Source organism: Collinsella sp. CLA-ER-H6, assembly GCF_040092305.1.
Lineage (GTDB): Bacteria > Actinomycetota > Coriobacteriia > Coriobacteriales > Coriobacteriaceae > Collinsella.
In genome coordinates, this window is the sequence record NZ_JBBNLS010000007.1 from 52,239 (window position 1) to 69,713 (window position 17,475).

At 60.0% G+C, this 17,475-nt stretch carries 14 protein-coding genes; 9 read left to right on the forward strand and 5 right to left on the reverse strand.

What is annotated here, in order from left to right; all coding sequences use genetic code 11:
- On the forward strand, positions 1 to 342 hold the full coding sequence (locus AAAX77_RS04420; protein ID WP_343000889.1) for a thiamine-binding protein: 342 nt from the start codon (positions 1 to 3) through the stop codon (positions 340 to 342).
- Entirely contained in the window at positions 339 to 1,034 is a 696-nt protein-coding gene (locus AAAX77_RS04425; RefSeq protein WP_349104950.1) for a thiamine phosphate synthase, read from the forward strand. Before AAAX77_RS04420 ends, AAAX77_RS04425 begins: the two co-directional genes overlap by 4 nt.
- Before the next feature lie 101 nt (positions 1,035 to 1,135).
- Here AAAX77_RS04425 and AAAX77_RS04430 read toward each other — a convergent pair whose 3' ends face one another.
- Positions 1,136 to 2,005 carry a patatin family protein gene (locus tag AAAX77_RS04430; protein WP_195544246.1) on the reverse strand — a complete coding sequence of 290 codons (870 nt, stop codon included), beginning with the start codon at positions 2,003 to 2,005 and terminating at the stop codon, positions 1,136 to 1,138.
- Positions 2,006 to 2,329: 324 nt separating this feature from the next.
- On the opposite strand from AAAX77_RS04430, the gene AAAX77_RS04435 reads away from it, so the two are divergent.
- The 7 genes from AAAX77_RS04435 (at position 2,330) to AAAX77_RS04465 (ending at position 10,918) form a co-directional block, all read left to right on the forward strand.
- The gene (locus AAAX77_RS04435) at positions 2,330 to 5,047 is read left to right on the forward strand and encodes an EAL domain-containing protein (protein ID WP_349104951.1); all 2,718 of its coding nucleotides are present in this window, start codon (positions 2,330 to 2,332) and stop codon (positions 5,045 to 5,047) included.
- A gap of 127 nt (positions 5,048 to 5,174) precedes the next feature.
- Positions 5,175 to 6,704: a diguanylate cyclase gene (locus AAAX77_RS04440; RefSeq protein WP_349104952.1), complete on the forward strand. Its 1,530-nt coding sequence runs from the start codon at positions 5,175 to 5,177 to the stop codon at positions 6,702 to 6,704.
- A gap of 74 nt (positions 6,705 to 6,778) precedes the next feature.
- Positions 6,779 to 7,402 carry a flavodoxin family protein gene (locus AAAX77_RS04445; protein WP_349104954.1) on the forward strand — a complete coding sequence of 208 codons (624 nt, stop codon included), beginning with the start codon at positions 6,779 to 6,781 and terminating at the stop codon, positions 7,400 to 7,402.
- Between the two features lie 17 nt (positions 7,403 to 7,419).
- Positions 7,420 to 7,761, forward strand: a complete 342-nt coding sequence (locus AAAX77_RS04450; protein WP_349104955.1) for an ArsC/Spx/MgsR family protein — start codon at positions 7,420 to 7,422, stop codon at positions 7,759 to 7,761.
- 86 nt (positions 7,762 to 7,847) lie between these two features.
- The gene (locus tag AAAX77_RS04455; protein ID WP_035137003.1) at positions 7,848 to 8,978 is read left to right on the forward strand and encodes a GTP-binding protein; all 1,131 of its coding nucleotides are present in this window, start codon (positions 7,848 to 7,850) and stop codon (positions 8,976 to 8,978) included.
- A 95-nt stretch (positions 8,979 to 9,073) separates the two neighbouring features.
- Positions 9,074 to 9,673 carry a tRNA (cytidine(34)-2'-O)-methyltransferase gene (locus AAAX77_RS04460; RefSeq protein WP_349104956.1) on the forward strand — a complete coding sequence of 200 codons (600 nt, stop codon included), beginning with the start codon at positions 9,074 to 9,076 and terminating at the stop codon, positions 9,671 to 9,673.
- 384 nt (positions 9,674 to 10,057) lie between these two features.
- Positions 10,058 to 10,918, forward strand: a complete 861-nt coding sequence (locus AAAX77_RS04465; protein WP_349104958.1) for an ATP-binding protein — start codon at positions 10,058 to 10,060, stop codon at positions 10,916 to 10,918.
- 40 nt (positions 10,919 to 10,958) lie between these two features.
- On the opposite strand, the gene AAAX77_RS04470 is transcribed toward AAAX77_RS04465, so the two are convergent.
- The 4 genes from AAAX77_RS04470 to AAAX77_RS04485 form a co-directional block, all read right to left on the reverse strand.
- Positions 10,959 to 13,454, reverse strand: a complete 2,496-nt coding sequence (locus tag AAAX77_RS04470; protein WP_349104959.1) for an excinuclease ABC subunit UvrA — start codon at positions 13,452 to 13,454, stop codon at positions 10,959 to 10,961.
- A gap of 10 nt (positions 13,455 to 13,464) precedes the next feature.
- Complete coding sequence (locus AAAX77_RS04475) at positions 13,465 to 14,583, reverse strand: ATP-binding protein (RefSeq protein WP_349104960.1); 1,119 nt, start codon at positions 14,581 to 14,583, stop codon at positions 13,465 to 13,467.
- Positions 14,584 to 14,676: 93 nt separating this feature from the next.
- Positions 14,677 to 16,680, reverse strand: coding sequence for a translation factor GTPase family protein (locus tag AAAX77_RS04480; protein WP_349104962.1), 2,004 nt, complete (start codon positions 16,678 to 16,680; stop codon positions 14,677 to 14,679).
- 261 nt (positions 16,681 to 16,941) lie between these two features.
- The gene (locus AAAX77_RS04485) at positions 16,942 to 17,430 is read right to left on the reverse strand and encodes an N-acetyltransferase (RefSeq protein ID WP_349104963.1); all 489 of its coding nucleotides are present in this window, start codon (positions 17,428 to 17,430) and stop codon (positions 16,942 to 16,944) included.
- Positions 17,431 to 17,475 lie beyond the last annotated feature (45 nt).

Consider the following 17,475-nt stretch of genomic DNA (forward strand, 5'->3'; position numbering starts at 1 on the left):
ATGTCCGAGCCCGTAACCAATGCCGGCATGAACACGCTCGTCGCCGTGGCCATCGCCCCGTGCGGCACCGGCGACGAGCTGTCCGCCGAGGTCGCTGAGGTCGTGCGCGTCATTCGCGAGAGCGGTCTTCCCAACCGCACCACCTCGATGTTCACCGAGATCGAGGGCGACTGGGACGAGGTCATGCAGGTCGTGCGCGACGCAACCTTTGTGTTGGCGAGCAAGGGTATCCGCACCGAAGTCGTGCTCAAAGCCGATATTCGACCCGGATTTACCGACACCATGACCGGCAAGCTCGAGCGCATGGAAGCGCAGATCAAAAAGCAGGAGGAAGCACGATGAGCATCCGCGACAACCTTGATATCTCGGCCTATCTGGTACTCGGCCCCGAAAACACGCTGGGGCGCCCCGTGGGCGATGTAGTGACCCAGGCGCTCGATGCCGGCTTTACCTGCATCCAGGTGCGCTCCAAGGTGGCAAGCGCCCGCGAGATCATCGCGCTGACCGGCGACGCCGCGCAGGCAATCGCACAGGCTGGCAAGACCGGTCAGGTCGCCTTGCTGATCGACGACCGCCTGGACTGCGTACTTGCCGCGCGTGAGCAGGGTATTGCTGTCGATGGCGTGCACGTGGGCCAGAGCGATATTCCCGTCGAGGTCTGCCGCAAACTTTTGGGTCCCGACGCCATCGTGGGCCTTTCGGCCCGTTGCGAGGAGATGCTCGAGTACGTCAAGACCGCCGACATGAGCCTAGTCGACTACCTGGGCATCGGCCCACTCCACGAGACTGAGACCAAGCGCGATTGCGGACGCGCAGCCGATGGCTCCATCATCACCAAGAGCTTTGAGGACCTGACCGCCCTCCACGCGGCAAGCCCCGTGCCCATCGTGGTGGGCGGCGGCGTTAAGACAGCCGACCTGCCGCAGCTTAAGGCCACCGGCGTCAACGGCTTCTTTGTGGTGAGCGCCGTCTGCAGCGCCGATGACCCCTACGCCGCGGCCAAGGAGCTTGTCGACACCTGGCAGCAGGCATAGCCATAAGCCGAGCAGCCGATTCGCAGCCTCACATCTTCAGCAATGGAAAGCGCATCCCAGTTTGGACCTCCATTCCGGGATGCGCTTTCCACATGCGACCCTTACCCCGCCAGATACGCTTCCAACGCCGGCAAAGTCGCCTCCGCATCGCGGCGACCAATCTGATAGATGCGCTCAAGTTCATCGGGCTCACGACACAGCGACGGCACCTTCACCGATTCGCTCGGACGCACCACAAAGATATCGCCGGCGGCCTCACGACGCGCCAAATCATCGAGCGTGGCATTGTAGACCTCATGCCGATGCTCAAGCGCTGCGACAAACTCCGGATAGTGACGGAACACGCGACGCAGCATGGGCATCACGCTGTTGGGCTGCTTCACAAAGCCCGCCGGCTGCGTGAGTACCACGATGTTGCGGTCATACCCCTGCGCAAACAGCCAAGCGCTGGGAATAGAGTCAGCCACGCCACCATCCAGATACTTATGCCCGTCAATAGCAACGGGACGCGTCGCCACAGGAATCGCCGATGACGCCCGGATCCACTCGATATCGCGCTCATCGCCATAGGGCAGGTCGTGATAGACGGCCTTGCCCGTCTCGATATCGGTACACACGCACGTAAATCGCATGGGGCAGGCGCGGTACGCCTCCAAGTCGATGGGATCGCGCTCGATAGGCACCTCGTGATAGGCAAAATCGGCATTGAACATATCGCCGGTCCGCAGCCAGCTTGCTACACCCGCATAGCGCTTGTCGGCGCAATAAGCCTTGTTGTAGCGAATGGCGCGGCCGATCTGGCGCGATTTAAAGTTGTAGCCAAACGCCGCGCCCGCCGAGACACCCACCATATGGTCGCAAGTTAAGCCGTGCTCCATCCAAACGTCGAGCACGCCCGCCGTATACATACCGCGGTAGCCGCCTCCCTCGAGTGCCAGCCCCACCGTGCGCGTCGTATTTGACTGTGCCATGCGACCATCTCCGTCCCCACAAATTCAAACGGGACAAGTATACCCGTCAACATATATCGTCCCAGTCGCATTTTTATCGAACATCGCATCGTCGCGCTACCGCTTGTCGAACAATAGCCGCCCACAGCATGTGCACCCATATATAATTGAGCACTATTGTTTACACTACTCAGCTGTTATCAACAGCGAACATTAGCCGGCAAATTAACTCAACAACGCGGCAAGGCGGGGGCCTGGATACATGCAAAGCGCTGAGCAACGACGCGTGTACACAACGAGCTCGCCCGACGCAATCCGCCCCGACCTCAGAAAGCCACTTAGAACATGGAAACTGTCAGCAATTACACCGAAACGCTCGAAAAGACCGTCCGCGACCTTCTCGAGCGGCAGGAGGATCTGATCAGGACCGCCTTTACCGACCAGCTTACCGGGCTTGGCAACCGTGGCGGCTTTGCCCGTTCCCTCGAGGAGCTCTGGGAGCAGGACGCCCCCGTTACCATGGCGTTCATCGATATCGACAATCTCAAGCACTGCAACGACGTCTTTGGACATGACGAGGGCAACCGCTATATCTTGCAGGTAAGTCTCTATCTTAATCTGTATATGAAGGTGGGCGAAGCGGCGTTTCGCATAGGCGGCGACGAGTTTGCCATCCTATCTACGATTGCAACCGAGGACGACCTCGCCGAACGTCTGAAACACTGCCGAACGGTTCTGCTCAAAAACAACGATTCCGAGATGCCCCACTCGTTTAGCTACGGAGTGTCACATGCCGACCCCGCCCTGGGCGAAGCTTCCAATCGCATGACGCTCGATGCCGACCATCGCATGTACGACTACAAGCTACGTCATGCCATGCACCTCGATCGACGCAATATCACGCAAGTTCACGCCGACGACTTCGAAATAAGCGATCGAATTTTTGACGCCTTTTCGATGCTCAATGAGGGCCGATATTTCTTTATCGAGAACTTGGACAAACATCGCACCCTTTGGTCACAAGGTGCCTTGCGCGATCTTGGCCTTCCCTCGGAGCACATAGACAACTGTCGCGATTACTGGAAAACGCGCGTCCATCCCGACGACCTTGAGGCCTGCATCAACGACATCGACCAAGTCTACAACGGCACCAAGCACCGTCGCGTCATGCAGTATCGTGTGCGCAACGCCGTCGGCGACTACGTCCTTTGCCGTGCTCGCGGGTTTCGTATCGACGGCGACGGAAATGTCCCCTCGCTCTATGTCGGCGAGCTCGTCAACCACTCACTTGCCGAAACCGTCGACGCCGCCACAGGCCTCGGAACGCAGCGCATGCTGGCCAACGCCATCGACGCCTGCCGCCGCGATCGTTGCGAGACAGGGCTTATAGCGGTGCGCGTTCGTGGCACGACAAAGCTCAACGAGCTCTACGGGGCCGAGGCTGTCGACAACATGCTTGCCGAATACGCAGGCCGCATGCTGTCGATCACCCGCGGCAGGAGCCGGGTCTACCGTTCACGAAGCGTCCAGTTCGTCGTGCTCAGCAACGACCTGGACCACGAGGCATTCGAGCAACTGACCCGCCACCTTAAAGAGGCCGTTTTCGCTCCTGTTCGAATCGCAGGCGACACCATTACTCCCGTCTGCCTTGTCGTCCCGGCATTTTACGAGCACTTAACCCATCAGGCGACCGCCGTTTTAGGCGAACTCGACCGTCGCCTTCGCACGGCCGGCGGGCTTGTTCCCAACGACAGCCTCCCCATACCCGAGGCTGAGCGCAAAAGCGCCATCGCCGAACGTATCGACTCGCTCACGGGCCTCTATCGACCCAGCGAGTTTATGCGGCGCGCCAACGCTTTTCTCGAGGCAAGGCGCGACGGCGCCTGGTGCATCGCCACGGTCGACATGGGCCACATGCGCCTGTTTAACGAATGGTATGGACAGGCCGAAGGCGACCGCCTGCTTGCCGATGTGGGCACGGTCCTCAAGGACATCGAGAATGCCGGCATGGGCGTCGCAGGGTACTGGGGCCGAGATGACTTTTGCGTACTCATCCCCTTTAAGCACATCACCGTCCATCAAATCTACAACCGCGTTCGCGAGGCAGTAGCCAGGTATGATGGCGGCGTAGGTTTTTGGCCGTCCATGGGCGTTTACCCCATCGATTCCAATGAGGAGATCACCATCGATGCGCAGGCAAAGGCCATGTTTACCAATCGGCGCGCAAAAAACGACTTTAAGGAGCGCATTGCCATTTTTTGCCCCGAGGAGTACAAGCGCGAAATCGTGCTCAACCGCACGCTGACCGAATTCCAGTACGCGCTGTCAAATGGTCGCATCACGTACTATCTTCAGCCCCAGGTCGATATGGAAACCGGCGAGATTATTGGCGCCGAAGCACTCACCCGCTGGATTAACAAGGACGGCTCTCTCATTTCGCCCGCAACGTTTATCCCCGCACTCGAGGAAAGCGGCTTTGTAGTGACGCTCGATAAATATGTTTGGCAGGGCGTCGCCATGTGGCTCCGCGAGCGCCTCAATCGAGGACTTCGCGTGGTTCCGATTTCCCTCAATGTGTCGCGCGTAGACATTCTTGCCTGCGATGTCGCCGAGCATATGGGGTCGCTCGCCGCCCAGTACAACCTGCCGCCCGAACTCATGCACATCGAGATCACCGAGACCGCCTATACCGGAGAGTCCGAGGCCGTGGATAAGCTGACCGCGGATCTGCACACCCGTGGCTTCTCGACCTACATGGACGATTTTGGCACCGGCCAGTCCACGCTCGCGATGCTCAAGAACGTCAACGTCGACGTCATCAAGCTCGACCGCACCTTTGTGCCCACCGACCGCGATCAAGGCCGCAGCACGCAAATCATTTCATCGATGCTCGAAATGGCGCAGTCGCTCCATCTGCCCGTCGTGGTCGAAGGCGTCGAGACAAATGAGCAGGCGAACATGCTACGACAAATGGGCGCCCGCTACGCTCAGGGCTTCCTCTACTACCGCCCCATGCAGGCGAAGGATTTTGAGGCATTGCTCGATGGCGGCAATAACAACTGATACGCTCGCGCGCAAAACGCCACCGTCGAAGGGGATATTTGTCTCCATTAGCTAACTTATATCCCCAATTCAAACCGAATTGGGGATATGATACAAACCGTTGTTCCGCCCAAGGAGGTTATCCATCATGAACGAGTCGTATCGCCTGGGCGAGCAATCGATTATTGCCTATCTTCAGCGACTTGCGAACGGCGTCTCGACCGCCGAACTCGATGTTGCCGCGCTGCCTGCTGGGCTACGCGCCGTTGGCGAGCAACTGCAAAAGACGCATGCCATCCTGCAACAAGAGCGCCAGCTGCTTGAGCGCAACGCCTATATCGATCCGCTCACCAACTTGGGCAACCGCAACGGATTCGACCGTCACGTCGAGCAACTCTGGCGCAAAGGCGACCCCTTCACCTGCGCCTATATTGACATCGACCATCTCAAGCATTGCAATGATAGGTTTGGCCACGCCGAAGGCAATCGCTATATTCTGAGCATCTGCCGCACGCTCTCCGAAACCATGGAGCACGATGAGATGCTGTTCCGTATCGGTGGAGACGAGTTTGTGCTCATCTCGCTCTCCGCAAACGAGATTGAACTCGAGCAGCGCTTGGAGCAGGTACGTACCAGGCTGATCGAGGCGAGCTCAGGTGGCAAGGCGCCCATGATCGGCAGCTTTAGCTTTGGCTGCTCGCGCGTCGATCCACTTGCTGGCGACACGCGTCGCCAGATGACAATGGATGCCGATCGCAAGATGTATCGCTATAAGCTTATGCATCGTGTGCAGCAACCGAAAGACGATGACGCGCCGCAACGCCCAATCGTCGATCAGCTTCCCTGCAACGACCGGGTGTTCCAAGCGATCTCCATGAGCTCCGAGACGCGCTATCCGTTTATCCTCAATCTCGATACGGGAGAATCGCAATGGTCGGTTAACGCCGTGCGCGATTTTGACCTGTCCTCCCAGCACCCTTTTAACTCACTCGACATGTGGCTCGCCCGCGTTCATCCCGAGGACCGCGACAACGTACGTGTCGAGCTCGACATGGTGATAAACGGCACGTGGCACTTCCACTACATGCAGTATCGCGTAATGGATGCCACCGGAAAATACGTGCTTTGCGACTGCACGGGCTACCGCTTGGACGGCACCGATACCGAGCCCGGCATGTATGTGGGCATTATCATCAACCGAAGCTTGGCAGATACGACCGATTCCGTGACCGGCTTGGGCGATATTCACGCCCTGGTCAACGCCATTGGCGAAATGCGTCGCGTGGCGCGCAAGGCGGGGTTGATCGCCATTAAAATCGATGATATCGCTCAGGTCAATGCCCGCTTTGGCTTTGATGCGGGCGACCGCGTTTTGGCAGAATGTGCCGCCTGTCTGGTGGAATGCTCGCGCGGTAAGGGTCGTATGTTCCGCTCGACGGGGCCGATGTTCGTGGCTCTTTTCGACGACTTTGATCCCGAAGAAACCGATGCGATTGCAGAGGAAATCGAGCGGTTCCTGGGTTCGCCCGTGCTCTTTGGCCCATTTGAATATCAGCCGCCCATTCGCGTGGCCACGCTCCATCTGGACGGCGTCGACCGTCAGCCCGTTTCGATTTTGAACGAGCTCAAAGCGTTGCTCGGGAAAGCCGTGCAGGTGCCAGGTACCAAACTGGATTAGCACCGCGCCCACACCGCCTCCCCCATCGTGCGATAATCCTCTGCAGAAGTCACCGACAGCAGAGGGAGTTTGTGATGAAGGTTCTTTTGGTCAATGGCAGCCCCAAGGCAAACGGCAACACCGCCCGCGCACTCGCCGAAGTCGCCGAGCAACTCAATGCCGAAGGCATTGATACCGAGGTGTTTCAGCTGGGCACCAAGCCCATTCGCGACTGCATTGGCTGCGGCCAGTGCGGCAAGCTTGGCGGTCGCTGCACCTTTGACGATGACGTGGTGAACGAGCTGATCGCTGCCGCCGAGCAGGCAGATGGCTTTGTCTTTGGCTCGCCCGTCTACTATGCGCACCCCAGCGGACGCATCCTTTCGGCCCTCGATCGCGCATTCTATGCCGGCAGCAAAGCCTTTGCACACAAGCCGGGCGCTGCCGTCGCCGTTGCCCGTCGCGGCGGCACGTCGACCACCTTCGACGTGCTCAATAAGTACTTCACCATCAACCAGATGCCCGTGGTTGCTTCCACGTACTGGAACAACGTGTTTGGCGCCATGCCGGGCGAGGCCGCCCAGGACGCCGAGGGCCTAGCCACCATGCGCAACATCGGCAAGAACATGGCCTGGCTCCTGCATTGTATCGAGGCAGGACAGGCCGCCGGTATCGAAGCCCCCGAAGCCGATCGCGAGCGCACCAACTTCATCAGGTAGAACGGCGGAACAAATACATGAACGTGCAAATTTTTGGCACCAAAAAGTCTTTCGATACCAAGAAAGCACAGCGCTTCTTCAAAGAGCGCCGCATTAAGGTGCAGTTTATTGACCTTAAGGAAAAGGAGATGAGCAAGGGCAAGCTCACGAGCGTGATGCAGGCGGTCGGCGGTATCGACAAGCTGCTCAACCCCAAGGCCAAGGACGAGGAGACGCTCGCGCTCATCCAGCACCTCACCCCCAGCCAGCGCTTCGACAAGTTGCTCGAGAACCAGCAGGTTCTAGCCGAGCCCATCGTGCGTAACGGCAAAAAGGCCACCGTCGGTTATTGCCCCGATGTATGGGGAGCCTGGGAGTAGCCTGTGTTATTTGCCAGCGCGTGGGTATAAGAGCAGGCGTTTGGCATATGATTCAACTGTAAGCCATGTCTAACAAAGGAGGGCACATGCCCAACAAACCCGTGAAAATCATCATGCTTACCGGATACCTCGGTGCCGGCAAGACCACGCTGCTCAACCACATCCTCGCTAACGATGGCGGTATCCGCGCCGCCGTAATCGTCAACGATATCGGCGAGATCAATGTGGACGCCAGCCTCATCGCCGACGGCGGCCTTTCCGAGACCGACGACCTCATCCCGCTCACCAACGGCTGCATCTGCTGCACGCTTTCGGATGACCTGGCCAACCAGCTGCAGGGCATCGCCGATTCGGGCAACTTCGATTACATCATCATCGAGGCCTCGGGCATTTGCGAGCCCATCCCCATCGCCTACACCATCTCGAGCTTCTGCGACGAGGCCAAGGTGGGCGGCGAGCCTAAGCTCGCGCTCGACAACATCGTGGCCGTGGTCGACTGTGCCCGCATGTACGACGAGTTCAACGGCGGTCGCGACCTGCTGGCTGAGGATATCGACGAGGACGACATCGAGAGCCTGCTCATCCAGCAGATCGAGTTCTGCTCCACGCTAATCCTCAACAAGACCGATACCGTGAGCCCTGAGCAGATCGCCGAGCTCAAGGCCATCGTGCGCAGCCTGCAGAAGGACGCCGTGATCGTCGAGGCCCAAAACGGAGAGGTTCCTATGGAGGAGCTGCTCGACACCGACCGCTTTGACTTTATGCGCGCCTACAACTCCGCCGCCTGGATCGAGGCCATGGAGCATCCCGAGGAGCACGACGACCCCGAGGTGCTCGAGTACGACATCGAGACCTTTGTGTACTCGCGCCGCAAGCCGTTTGACCTGCAGAAGTTCACCGATTTTGTTGAGCAGGAGTGGCCCGACGAGGTCATCCGCGTCAAGGGCCCGCTGTGGCAGACCGGCGATCCGGACATGTGCTACATGTTTGAGCAGGCCGGTCACCAAATGCGCCTGATGGAGAACGGTCTGTTTGTCGACTCGGCGCCCGAGGGCGAGAAGCAGAAGATCATCGACGAGAACCCCGAAATCATGCAGATTTGGGACGACGAGACGGGCGACCGCATGACGAGCCTGTGCATCATCGGCCGTCACATGGACAAGGATGCGCTCATCGCCTCCCTCGATGCCTGCCTGACCGACTGGCACCGCGCCTAGGTTTATCCAAGCGGGCATTTTTCCGCCTACACAACCGCCAAACCACCACGAAGGTGCCCTTCGTGGTGGTTTTTCGTTCTGAGCCAAGGAGATTCATGTTCAATATCGTGCTGTATGCACCCGAAATTCCGGCCAATACAGGCAATATCGGCCGTACCTGCGTGGTCACCGGCGCCCGTCTGCATCTGGTGGAGCCGCTGGGGTTTTCGCTCGACGACAAGACGGTGCGTCGTGCCGGACTGGGCTACTGGCAAAACTTGGACGTGACGACCTATGCCAGCTGGGAGGATTTCCTTGCGCGCAACGGCCTCTCCCCTGCCGACGAGCGCCTGCATCTGCTGACCAAAAAGGCGCGCAGAACCTATGCGCAGAGTACCTACCGCGATGGCGACTACTTGGTCTTTGGCAGCGAGAGCTCGGGCATTCCCGAGCCACTGCTTGCCGCGGCGCCCGAGCGCTGCGAGCGCATCCCGATGCTGCGCGATTGCGACTCGCTCGATAACGCCGAGGCATGGGAAGCTCACGAGGAATCGCTGGGGCATACCGAGGACAGCCACGAGGCCATCCTTCGGCAGGATATCTGCGGCAACTTCGTCAATCCCGACGACTACCGCATCAGCGCCCTCAACCTTTCCAACAGCGCCGCCATCGTCCTCTACGAGGCCCTGCGCCAGGCAGGCTTTCCGGGAATGTGACAAAGGGGCTGTCCCTTTGTCACATTCAAGCGCCACGCCGATGGCACACACGCCTAATTGATGCTCTAGATAAAGAGCCCTCACTTTTAATCAGAATTAACTAAAGTAAAATGAAGTTAAACGGCGGTGTGAAAGGAGAGCCTTGTGAAATATCTCGAGAACCCGTTTACCCCCAGTTTTGGTGAGGTTCCTGCCCATCTCGCTGGCAGACAACAGATTATTCGGGATTTGGACCGTGCCTTCTTGAGCCAGCGTAGGCGCCCAGAATTGACCTCGATCTTCTCAGGCGCGCGTGGAACCGGTAAAACCGCTCTCATGTCGTCGCTCGCGACAAGGGCGGAATCCCACGGCTGGATAGCCGTAAAGACGACCGCGCTCCCGGGAATGCTTGAGGAAATCGAGTTCGGGGCGAAACGTGCTGCCGGCCATCTTATCGACCCGTCTAAGAACTTCGAAGTCACCGGCCTCGGAATTGCACCGCTCGGCAGCATCGAGGTCAATCGCGTTCACGATGCCTCAACCTGGCGTTATCGCATGAGCGACATCATCGACCAGCTCAACGAGGCGGGCACCGGTCTGCTCGTCACGGTTGACGAGGTGGACCCGACACTCGATGAGATGATTCAGCTCGCAGCGACGTATCAGCACTTTGTGACCGATGGGAAACGCGTCGCCCTGCTCATGGCGGGACTTCCCAACAACGTATCGACGCTACTGAACCACAAGACGGTCTCGTTCCTTCGCCGCGCCCAACAATATCATCTGGGTCGCATTGCCGACTATGACGTACGCGAGGCCTTGATTCGCACAATCCAGGAAAACGATCGCCTAGCAGATGCCGAGGGAATCGATAGAGCCGTTCGCTCGATCTCTGGTTTTCCCTTCCTATTGCAACTCGTAGGCTACCGTGCCTGGGATCTCACAAGCGATTCGAAGGAAATCTCGTCACGCGACTTTGACCTGGGAATCAAAATCGCGCGCGACGAGATGGACGACCGAATCCTCGCGGCAACCTATCGGGAACTCACTGCAGAGGACAAGCGATTCCTCATCGCCATGCTCGATGACGAAGAAGAGTCCACCACCGCCGACCTTATCGAGCGCCTTAAGCGTTCGCCGCAGCAGGTCTCCCGCTACCGACGCCGCATGATAGATGCCGGCATCATCGGAGAACGAGGACGAGGGCTCGTCGCATTTGAATTGCCATTCTTCCGTGACTATCTCGCGGCTCAATGCGTGAAATAGGCATCAATGAGGCAAAGAGGCTGTCCCTTTGCCTCATTGTCTATAGATAGCGACCGGTGATGCTTGCGGGGCAGGCCGCGATGTCACCCGGCGTACCGGCGCAGACGATTTGCCCGCCCGCGTCGCCACCGCCTGGGCCCATGTCGATCACGTAATCGGCGTTACGGATAAGGTCGAGGTCATGCTCGATCACGATAACTGTGGCGCCCTTGGCAACGAGGCCGTCAAACACGTTCAACAGTACCTGAACATCGAGCGGATGTAGGCCGATCGTGGGCTCGTCGAATACGAATACGGCATCGTCCTGCACACGTCCCATCTCGCTCGCGAGCTTAAGGCGCTGCGCCTCGCCACCCGAGAGCGCCGGCGTGGGCTCACCGAGCGTGAGATAGCCCAGGCCCAGGTCGTGCAAGGTCTGTAAGCGCGTCTGAACCTTCTTGAGTCCCAGTGTGGCGTCGATGGCCTCGTCCACACTCATGTCCATGAGCTGCGGCAGCGTAAGCAGACTCCCGTCCTTGCCCTCGCGATGGATATGCGAAGCCGCGTCTGCATAACGAGAACCGCGACATGCCGGACAGACGATCTCGACGTCGGGCAAAAACTGCACGTCGAGCGATATCGAGCCCGTGCCATCGCACGTAGGGCAGCGCAAGGCGCCGGTGTTGTAGCTAAAGGCGCCCGCCTTGTAACCGGCTGCCTTGGCCTCGGGCGTACGGGCGAAGGCGCGGCGCAGCTCATCATGGATGTCGGCATAGGTCGCCACCGTCGAGCGCACGTTGGCACCGATGGGCGTGGCGTCAATCAGGTTGGCACGCGCAATGCCTTCGGCATCGACCCAGCGCACGTGCCCCGGCAGGCGCTCGCCGGCTGCCTGCGCCTTGAGTGCCGGAATGAGCGTCTCGAGCACCAACGTCGTCTTACCCGAACCCGAAACGCCCGTCACCGCGACCAAGCGGCCGCGCGGGATATCGACTTCGAGCGGTTTTACGGTATGGATGGCATCGGTTGCCATGCGGATGTGGCCCTGGTCGAACATCTCCTCGTCAGTCACCTGCGGGCGCAAGCGCTTGGGGTCTGCGCGCAAAAACGGCGCGATGCGACTGCTCTGCGATTGCTCGACCTCGTCTACCGTACCGGCAGCGATCACGTTACCGCCGCCCGCTCCGGCAACGGGGCCCATCTCGACAAGATAGTCGGCTTCCGCCAGTACGCGCGTATCGTGGTCGACAACAACCACGGTGTTGCCGTCATCCACCAGATCGCGCATCACGCCCACCAGGCCGTCGACATTGGCAGGATGCAAGCCAATCGAGGGCTCGTCCAGTACATAAAGCACACCCGTCGATCGGTTGCGCACCACGCGGGCAAGCTGCACGCGCTGGCGCTCACCCGTGGAGAGCGTGGCACCGGCACGATCGAGTGAAAGGTAATCGAGACCCAGGTCGACCAGACGACGGGCCGCGCTCAAAAACGAATCGCATATATCCGTCGCCATGGGCCGCATCTCGGGCGGCAAAGATGCAGGCACCCCGCGCGCCCACTCAATCGCCTCGCCCAGCGTCATGGCCGCCGCCTGCGCCAGATTGATACCGCGCACCTGGGGCTGGCGCGCAGCCTCGGAGAGACGCGTGCCACCACAGTCACGGCATGGCCTCTCGCACAAAAAGCGAGCTACACGCTTAAGCCCCTTATCGTCCTTAACCTTGGCAAGCGCATTCTCGACGGTATAGACGGCGTTGTAGTAGGTAAAGTCGAGTGGCGTGGCGCCCTCACCGTTTTTGGGGACGTAGAGAATGTGCTTCTTAACCGCCGGACCATGAAACACGATGTCGCGCTCTTGAGGCGTGAGCTGGTTAAACGGCACGTCGGTGCGCACGCCCATCTCACCTGCCACCTGCTTCATCAGATCCCACATGAGCGTACCCCAGGGAAGCACCGCGCCCTCGTTGATAGTCTTTGACTCGTCGGGCACCAGGCTCGCCTCGTCCACCTCGCGCATGACACCGGTGCCGCCGCAGGTGGGACACGCACCGCCGCTGTTAAACGCAAGGTCCTCGGCGCTCGGCGCGTAGAACTCACGACCGCATGCAGGGCACGTGAGCGACAGGCCCGCAGCCACGTTAAGGCTCGGCTCCACACGCGCCCCGCAATGCGGGCACACGTGATGGGTGCAGCGGCTAAAGAGTAGACGCAGGCTATTGTTGAGCTCGGTCATGGTGCCAAAGGTGGAACGCACGCCCGGCACGCTGGGGCGCTGATGCAATGCGAGCGCCGCCGGCACGTGCAGCACCTCGTCCACCTGGGCGTGCTCGGCCTGCGTCAGACGACGGCGGGTATAGGTGCTGAGCGCCTCCAGATAGCGACGCGAGCCCTCGGCATAAAGAACCCCCAGCGCCAGCGAACTCTTGCCCGAGCCCGACACGCCGGCAATGCCCACGAGTTTTCCCAGCGGAATGTCGATATCGATGTCCTTGAGGTTATGGACGCGCGCGCCGCGTACCTCGATAGCCTGCGGGCTCATCTTCTGTTCCGTCACCTTTATCACCCTACTCATGCCATAAAACTCGATCGCGAATGTACGCGCCCAGCATGGGCACGGTAAACCGGACGAGGCCGTATCCGGCAGCCTCGATGACGCGCTCGCGAATCAGGCTTGCGCGATATTTACTCGCCCAACTCTGAGTACGGTCGCAGCGCTCAATGATATCCGCCATGCGCGTCGGCTCACCCTCGTCAGCAGCCATGGCCTCGATAAAGAGGCGCTGTGGACTGCGCAGCCCGTAATACAGAGGCGCGTCAACCGCTTCGTAGAACTCGGAGACGGCATCCGCATGGCCATCCTCGACATCGCGCCTTTCGATGACCTGCGAGCCACGCCGGACGGCAGAGCGCCACATGTAATATCCCACCAGCTGAACCATGTAGGGATGCCCCATGCTCTTGCGCGCCGCAAGGTCCGCCGTCTCCGCGTCAACGTAAAGACCAGCGTCTTTGACCGTCTGGATATACGAATCGCGCACCTCGGGCAAAGATATCGCCCCCAACGTACGCTGCTGGGCACGCCGCAAAAACGTCACGCTCGGCTCTTCGAGCAGATCGTCAACCATACTGGGCAAGCCGGCGAACGCCAGCGCAAGACCGCGCTGGTCGCTATCGGGCAAGCCCGTGGCATCCTGGTCTCCGAGCACCTGCTGATAGAGAACGGCAAGAGCCGCCAGTTCCTCGATAGACGCCGATTGCGCCTCGTCAATCGCAAACAGTATGCCCTTGCCTGGACCGAGCCTCTTGAGGCGCTCGTTGACCAGCCCTCGCAACGTCTCGCCCTTTGCCCGCGCCGCCTCGACCGACATCCGGCCAAACAACGGACCGAACTCCATTGACGTCACAACGAGTTTATTCGAGCGAAGCGCGTCGGCCAAGCGGTCGCATAAGCCAAGCGAAGCGGAATCGGAGACAACCGCCCATCCGCGCTCATTGGCTAGACGTTGCAGTTCCCGTAGGAGAACCGTCTTGCCACAGCCGCGGTTTCCCGTAATGAGCATGAGTCTACCCGGCGCTCCGGCGCCGTTATCGAGCCCTTCCTCGAAATCTTCGATGACCGACTCGCGGCCGATGAGTATCGGAGGCCGCTTGCCAGCCGTGGGCTTAAAGGGATTTGGATTCATGTCGGCCTCCTCGGATCGGTAAACCCTGGTAACAGTTATACCAACTTATACCGAGTTATACCAATAGCATACGATAAAGGAACTGACCTTCTATCACCTATGGCCGAAAAACTCGGCGTCTGCTTCTCGCCAGGGGCGAAAGGTGGCGGGATCGATCTTTACGTGCGCCGCGGCGGGTACGTCGCACCATTTGACCGTGTAACCGGCGCCGTGAGAGCAAAAGACCGAATCGGGCGTGTTGGGCAGATCGGCCTCGGGCTCGTAGGTGGCCGTCTCGATGACGCGCTCGGCATCATGGCAAGCCGCATAGCCGGCGAACTCCAGGTACAGATGACCGCGACCGCTCGTGTAGGCAGCCACCTCCAGCGCATAATCCTGCACTTCGGATGCCGGCACGCGACCCGCAAGCTTCGCCCGGTCGCCTGTTATCGTCGGCGGCTCGTACTCGGCACCCATACGCGTGGCATCCGAGAGCGCCCGGCCCACGCACTCCCCCGGCACCTCGAGCTCAAAGCGATACCACGGCTCCAACAGTACCGCCGCGCCAGCCTCACGCGCCTGCATGAGCCCCTGGCGAATCGCGCGGTACGTGGCCTGGCGAAAATCGCCGCCCTCGGTGTGTTTGACATGCGCACGGCCGCCCGTGAGCGTAATGCACACATCGGTGATGGGCGAGCCGGTCAGCGCGCCCAGGTGATCGCGCTCCATGGCGTTGGTGAGTGCCAAACGCTGCCAGTTAAGATCGAGTTCGTCGGTCGAGGTCACGGTGCCAAACTGCACGCCCGAACCCGCTGGCAACGGCTCCAGGCGCAGATGTACCTCGGCATAGTGGCGCAGCGGCTCAAAGTGGCCCACGCCCTCGACCGGCTGCGAAATAGTCTCCTTATAGAGAATGCCGCCAGACTCAAACGCAACCGAAAGGCCAAAGCGATCGGCCAACACCCGCTGCACGACCTCGAGTTGCACGGCGCCCATCAGCTGCAAATGAATCTGCTCAAGATGAGTGTTCCAGCTTACGCCGAGCATGGGATCTTCGTCCGCCAACTCTGTCAGTGCTTTGAACACCGCGTGGACATCGTGTTCGCCCGGAAGCACCGTATAGGTGAGGACCGGAGCGATGACAGGCGCATCGCCCACGGGCTCCGCGCCCAAGGCATCCCCTGGGCGAACGTGCGCAAGGCCCGTCACGGCACAAATACCGCCAGCAGCAACTTCTTGGGCAAGCTCATACTTCTCGCCGTTATAGATGCGCACCTGGTCGATCTTTTGCTCCCAAGTGGAGGCGCCAGAGCATCCCTCGACAACTTGCTTTGCACGCAGTACACCGCCCGTCACCTTGACCCAGGCAAGACGCTCGCCACGGTCTCCACGACTCACGCGGTAGACTCGCGCGGCGAACTCCTGGGGCCATATTCGCTCGCGCATCAAAGCGCATATGCCGTCGAGTAGCTCTGCCACACCCTGGTCCTTGAGCGCCGAGCCCGCAAAGCAGGGAAACAACTTTCGCTCTGCGACCAGCCGCGAAAGCGTGGCAGTCGAAAGCTCCCCTGCGTCGAGAAACTCCTCGAGCGCCGCCTCGTCCAACGCAGCAGCGTCCTCCTGAACGGCACCACCCACCAACAGTTCGCTGGCATCCAGGCAGCCCTCGGAAAGACGTTGCCCAAGCTGTGCCAGCAAAACATCGCGGCCGGGATTCTCCAAATCGATTTTGTTGATAAAGATGAACGTCGGAATGTCATAGCGCGCAAGCAGGCGCCACAGGGTTTCGGTGTGCCCCTGCACGCCGTCGTTGGCACCCACAACCAAAATCGCATAGTCGAGCGCGCGCAGCGTGCGCTCCGCCTCGGCCGAAAAATCGACGTGGCCGGGCGCATCCACAAGCATGACGTGGGTATCGCCGTGGTCGAGCACGGCCTGCGACGAGAAGATCGTAATGCCGCGCTCGCGCTCGATCGCGTTAGTGTCCAGATGCGAATCGCCATCGTCCACGCGGCCGCGCTTGCGAATGCGACCCGCGTTGAACAACATGGCCTCGGCCAACGTGGTCTTGCCGGCATCGACATGCGCCAAGATTCCAACGACTGCCTGCTTCGACATGGCTCTCCTCTTATTACAAGCTACAAGCCCATCGCACGCGGCAACGGGCGTCCTCGTTCCACACTGGATGATACAATTTACGAGCCGGCGGGCGAAGCGGGCCCTATCCCCCGACCGAGCTCATCGCTCCGCGTTGCCGCGCGGTGATTTTCGTAGGTTCGCGCCTTGCGAAAGCCGGCTTGCAAAACAGCACAGCGAACGAAAATGGCCCCACCCGAGGCCATTTTCGTTCGCGCGAATTATTGATACGCGTCCTCGCTCTTATGCCTCGCGCAGCCAGTCAAACGCAACACGCGGCGTGCCGTCCGACACATACACGACGCCGGCGCGCTCAAACCCCGCCTTGATGCTCGCACCCTGCATGGGTAGGTTGTCCTGATGCGTGTCGATGCGCAGGTGATCGGCGCGCTCCTTGGCAAAGGCAAACATCGCAGCCGCGATACCGTGCACGGTGCCATCGGACGCCACGCGGTGCAGCACGGCGTACGGAGTGTCGCTACGCCATTGACCGTCCTCAATTACGTCATAGCACTCGTCCGGGCCCGGCAAAAAGGCAAACGTCGCCACTACGCGGCCGTCGACTTCGCACACATAGCTGCCATCGGCGGCGATGTCGGCAGCCAGTTGCTCGGCCGAAGGCGTGCCCTCGGGCCACTGCGTGGCATTGCCATGTGCGCGCATAAAAGCGCGGGCAACGTCGTAGATAGCCATGACGGCGGGAATGTCGGTATCGAGGGTTTTTCTGATCATCACGCGGCGGCCTCACGTTTATTGGTATCACTTTGGTTGAGCAAT

Bases quoted from the DNA above. Each gene is read 5' to 3' on its own strand.
- AAAX77_RS04420 (WP_343000889.1), top strand. From the start codon at position 1: ATGTCCGAGCCCGTAACCAATGCCGGCATGAACACGCTCGTCGCCGTG.
- AAAX77_RS04425 (WP_349104950.1), top strand. From the start codon at position 339: ATGAGCATCCGCGACAACCTTGATATCTCGGCCTATCTGGTACTCGGC.
- AAAX77_RS04430 (WP_195544246.1), bottom strand. From the start codon at position 2,005: ATGGCACAGTCAAATACGACGCGCACGGTGGGGCTGGCACTCGAGGGA.
- AAAX77_RS04435 (WP_349104951.1), top strand. From the start codon at position 2,330: ATGGAAACTGTCAGCAATTACACCGAAACGCTCGAAAAGACCGTCCGC.
- AAAX77_RS04440 (WP_349104952.1), top strand. From the start codon at position 5,175: ATGAACGAGTCGTATCGCCTGGGCGAGCAATCGATTATTGCCTATCTT.
- AAAX77_RS04445 (WP_349104954.1), top strand. From the start codon at position 6,779: ATGAAGGTTCTTTTGGTCAATGGCAGCCCCAAGGCAAACGGCAACACC.
- AAAX77_RS04450 (WP_349104955.1), top strand. From the start codon at position 7,420: ATGAACGTGCAAATTTTTGGCACCAAAAAGTCTTTCGATACCAAGAAA.
- AAAX77_RS04455 (WP_035137003.1), top strand. From the start codon at position 7,848: ATGCCCAACAAACCCGTGAAAATCATCATGCTTACCGGATACCTCGGT.
- AAAX77_RS04460 (WP_349104956.1), top strand. From the start codon at position 9,074: ATGTTCAATATCGTGCTGTATGCACCCGAAATTCCGGCCAATACAGGC.
- AAAX77_RS04465 (WP_349104958.1), top strand. From the start codon at position 10,058: ATGCTTGAGGAAATCGAGTTCGGGGCGAAACGTGCTGCCGGCCATCTT.
- AAAX77_RS04475 (WP_349104960.1), bottom strand. From the start codon at position 14,583: ATGAATCCAAATCCCTTTAAGCCCACGGCTGGCAAGCGGCCTCCGATA.
- AAAX77_RS04480 (WP_349104962.1), bottom strand. From the start codon at position 16,680: ATGTCGAAGCAGGCAGTCGTTGGAATCTTGGCGCATGTCGATGCCGGC.
- AAAX77_RS04485 (WP_349104963.1), bottom strand. From the start codon at position 17,430: ATGATCAGAAAAACCCTCGATACCGACATTCCCGCCGTCATGGCTATC.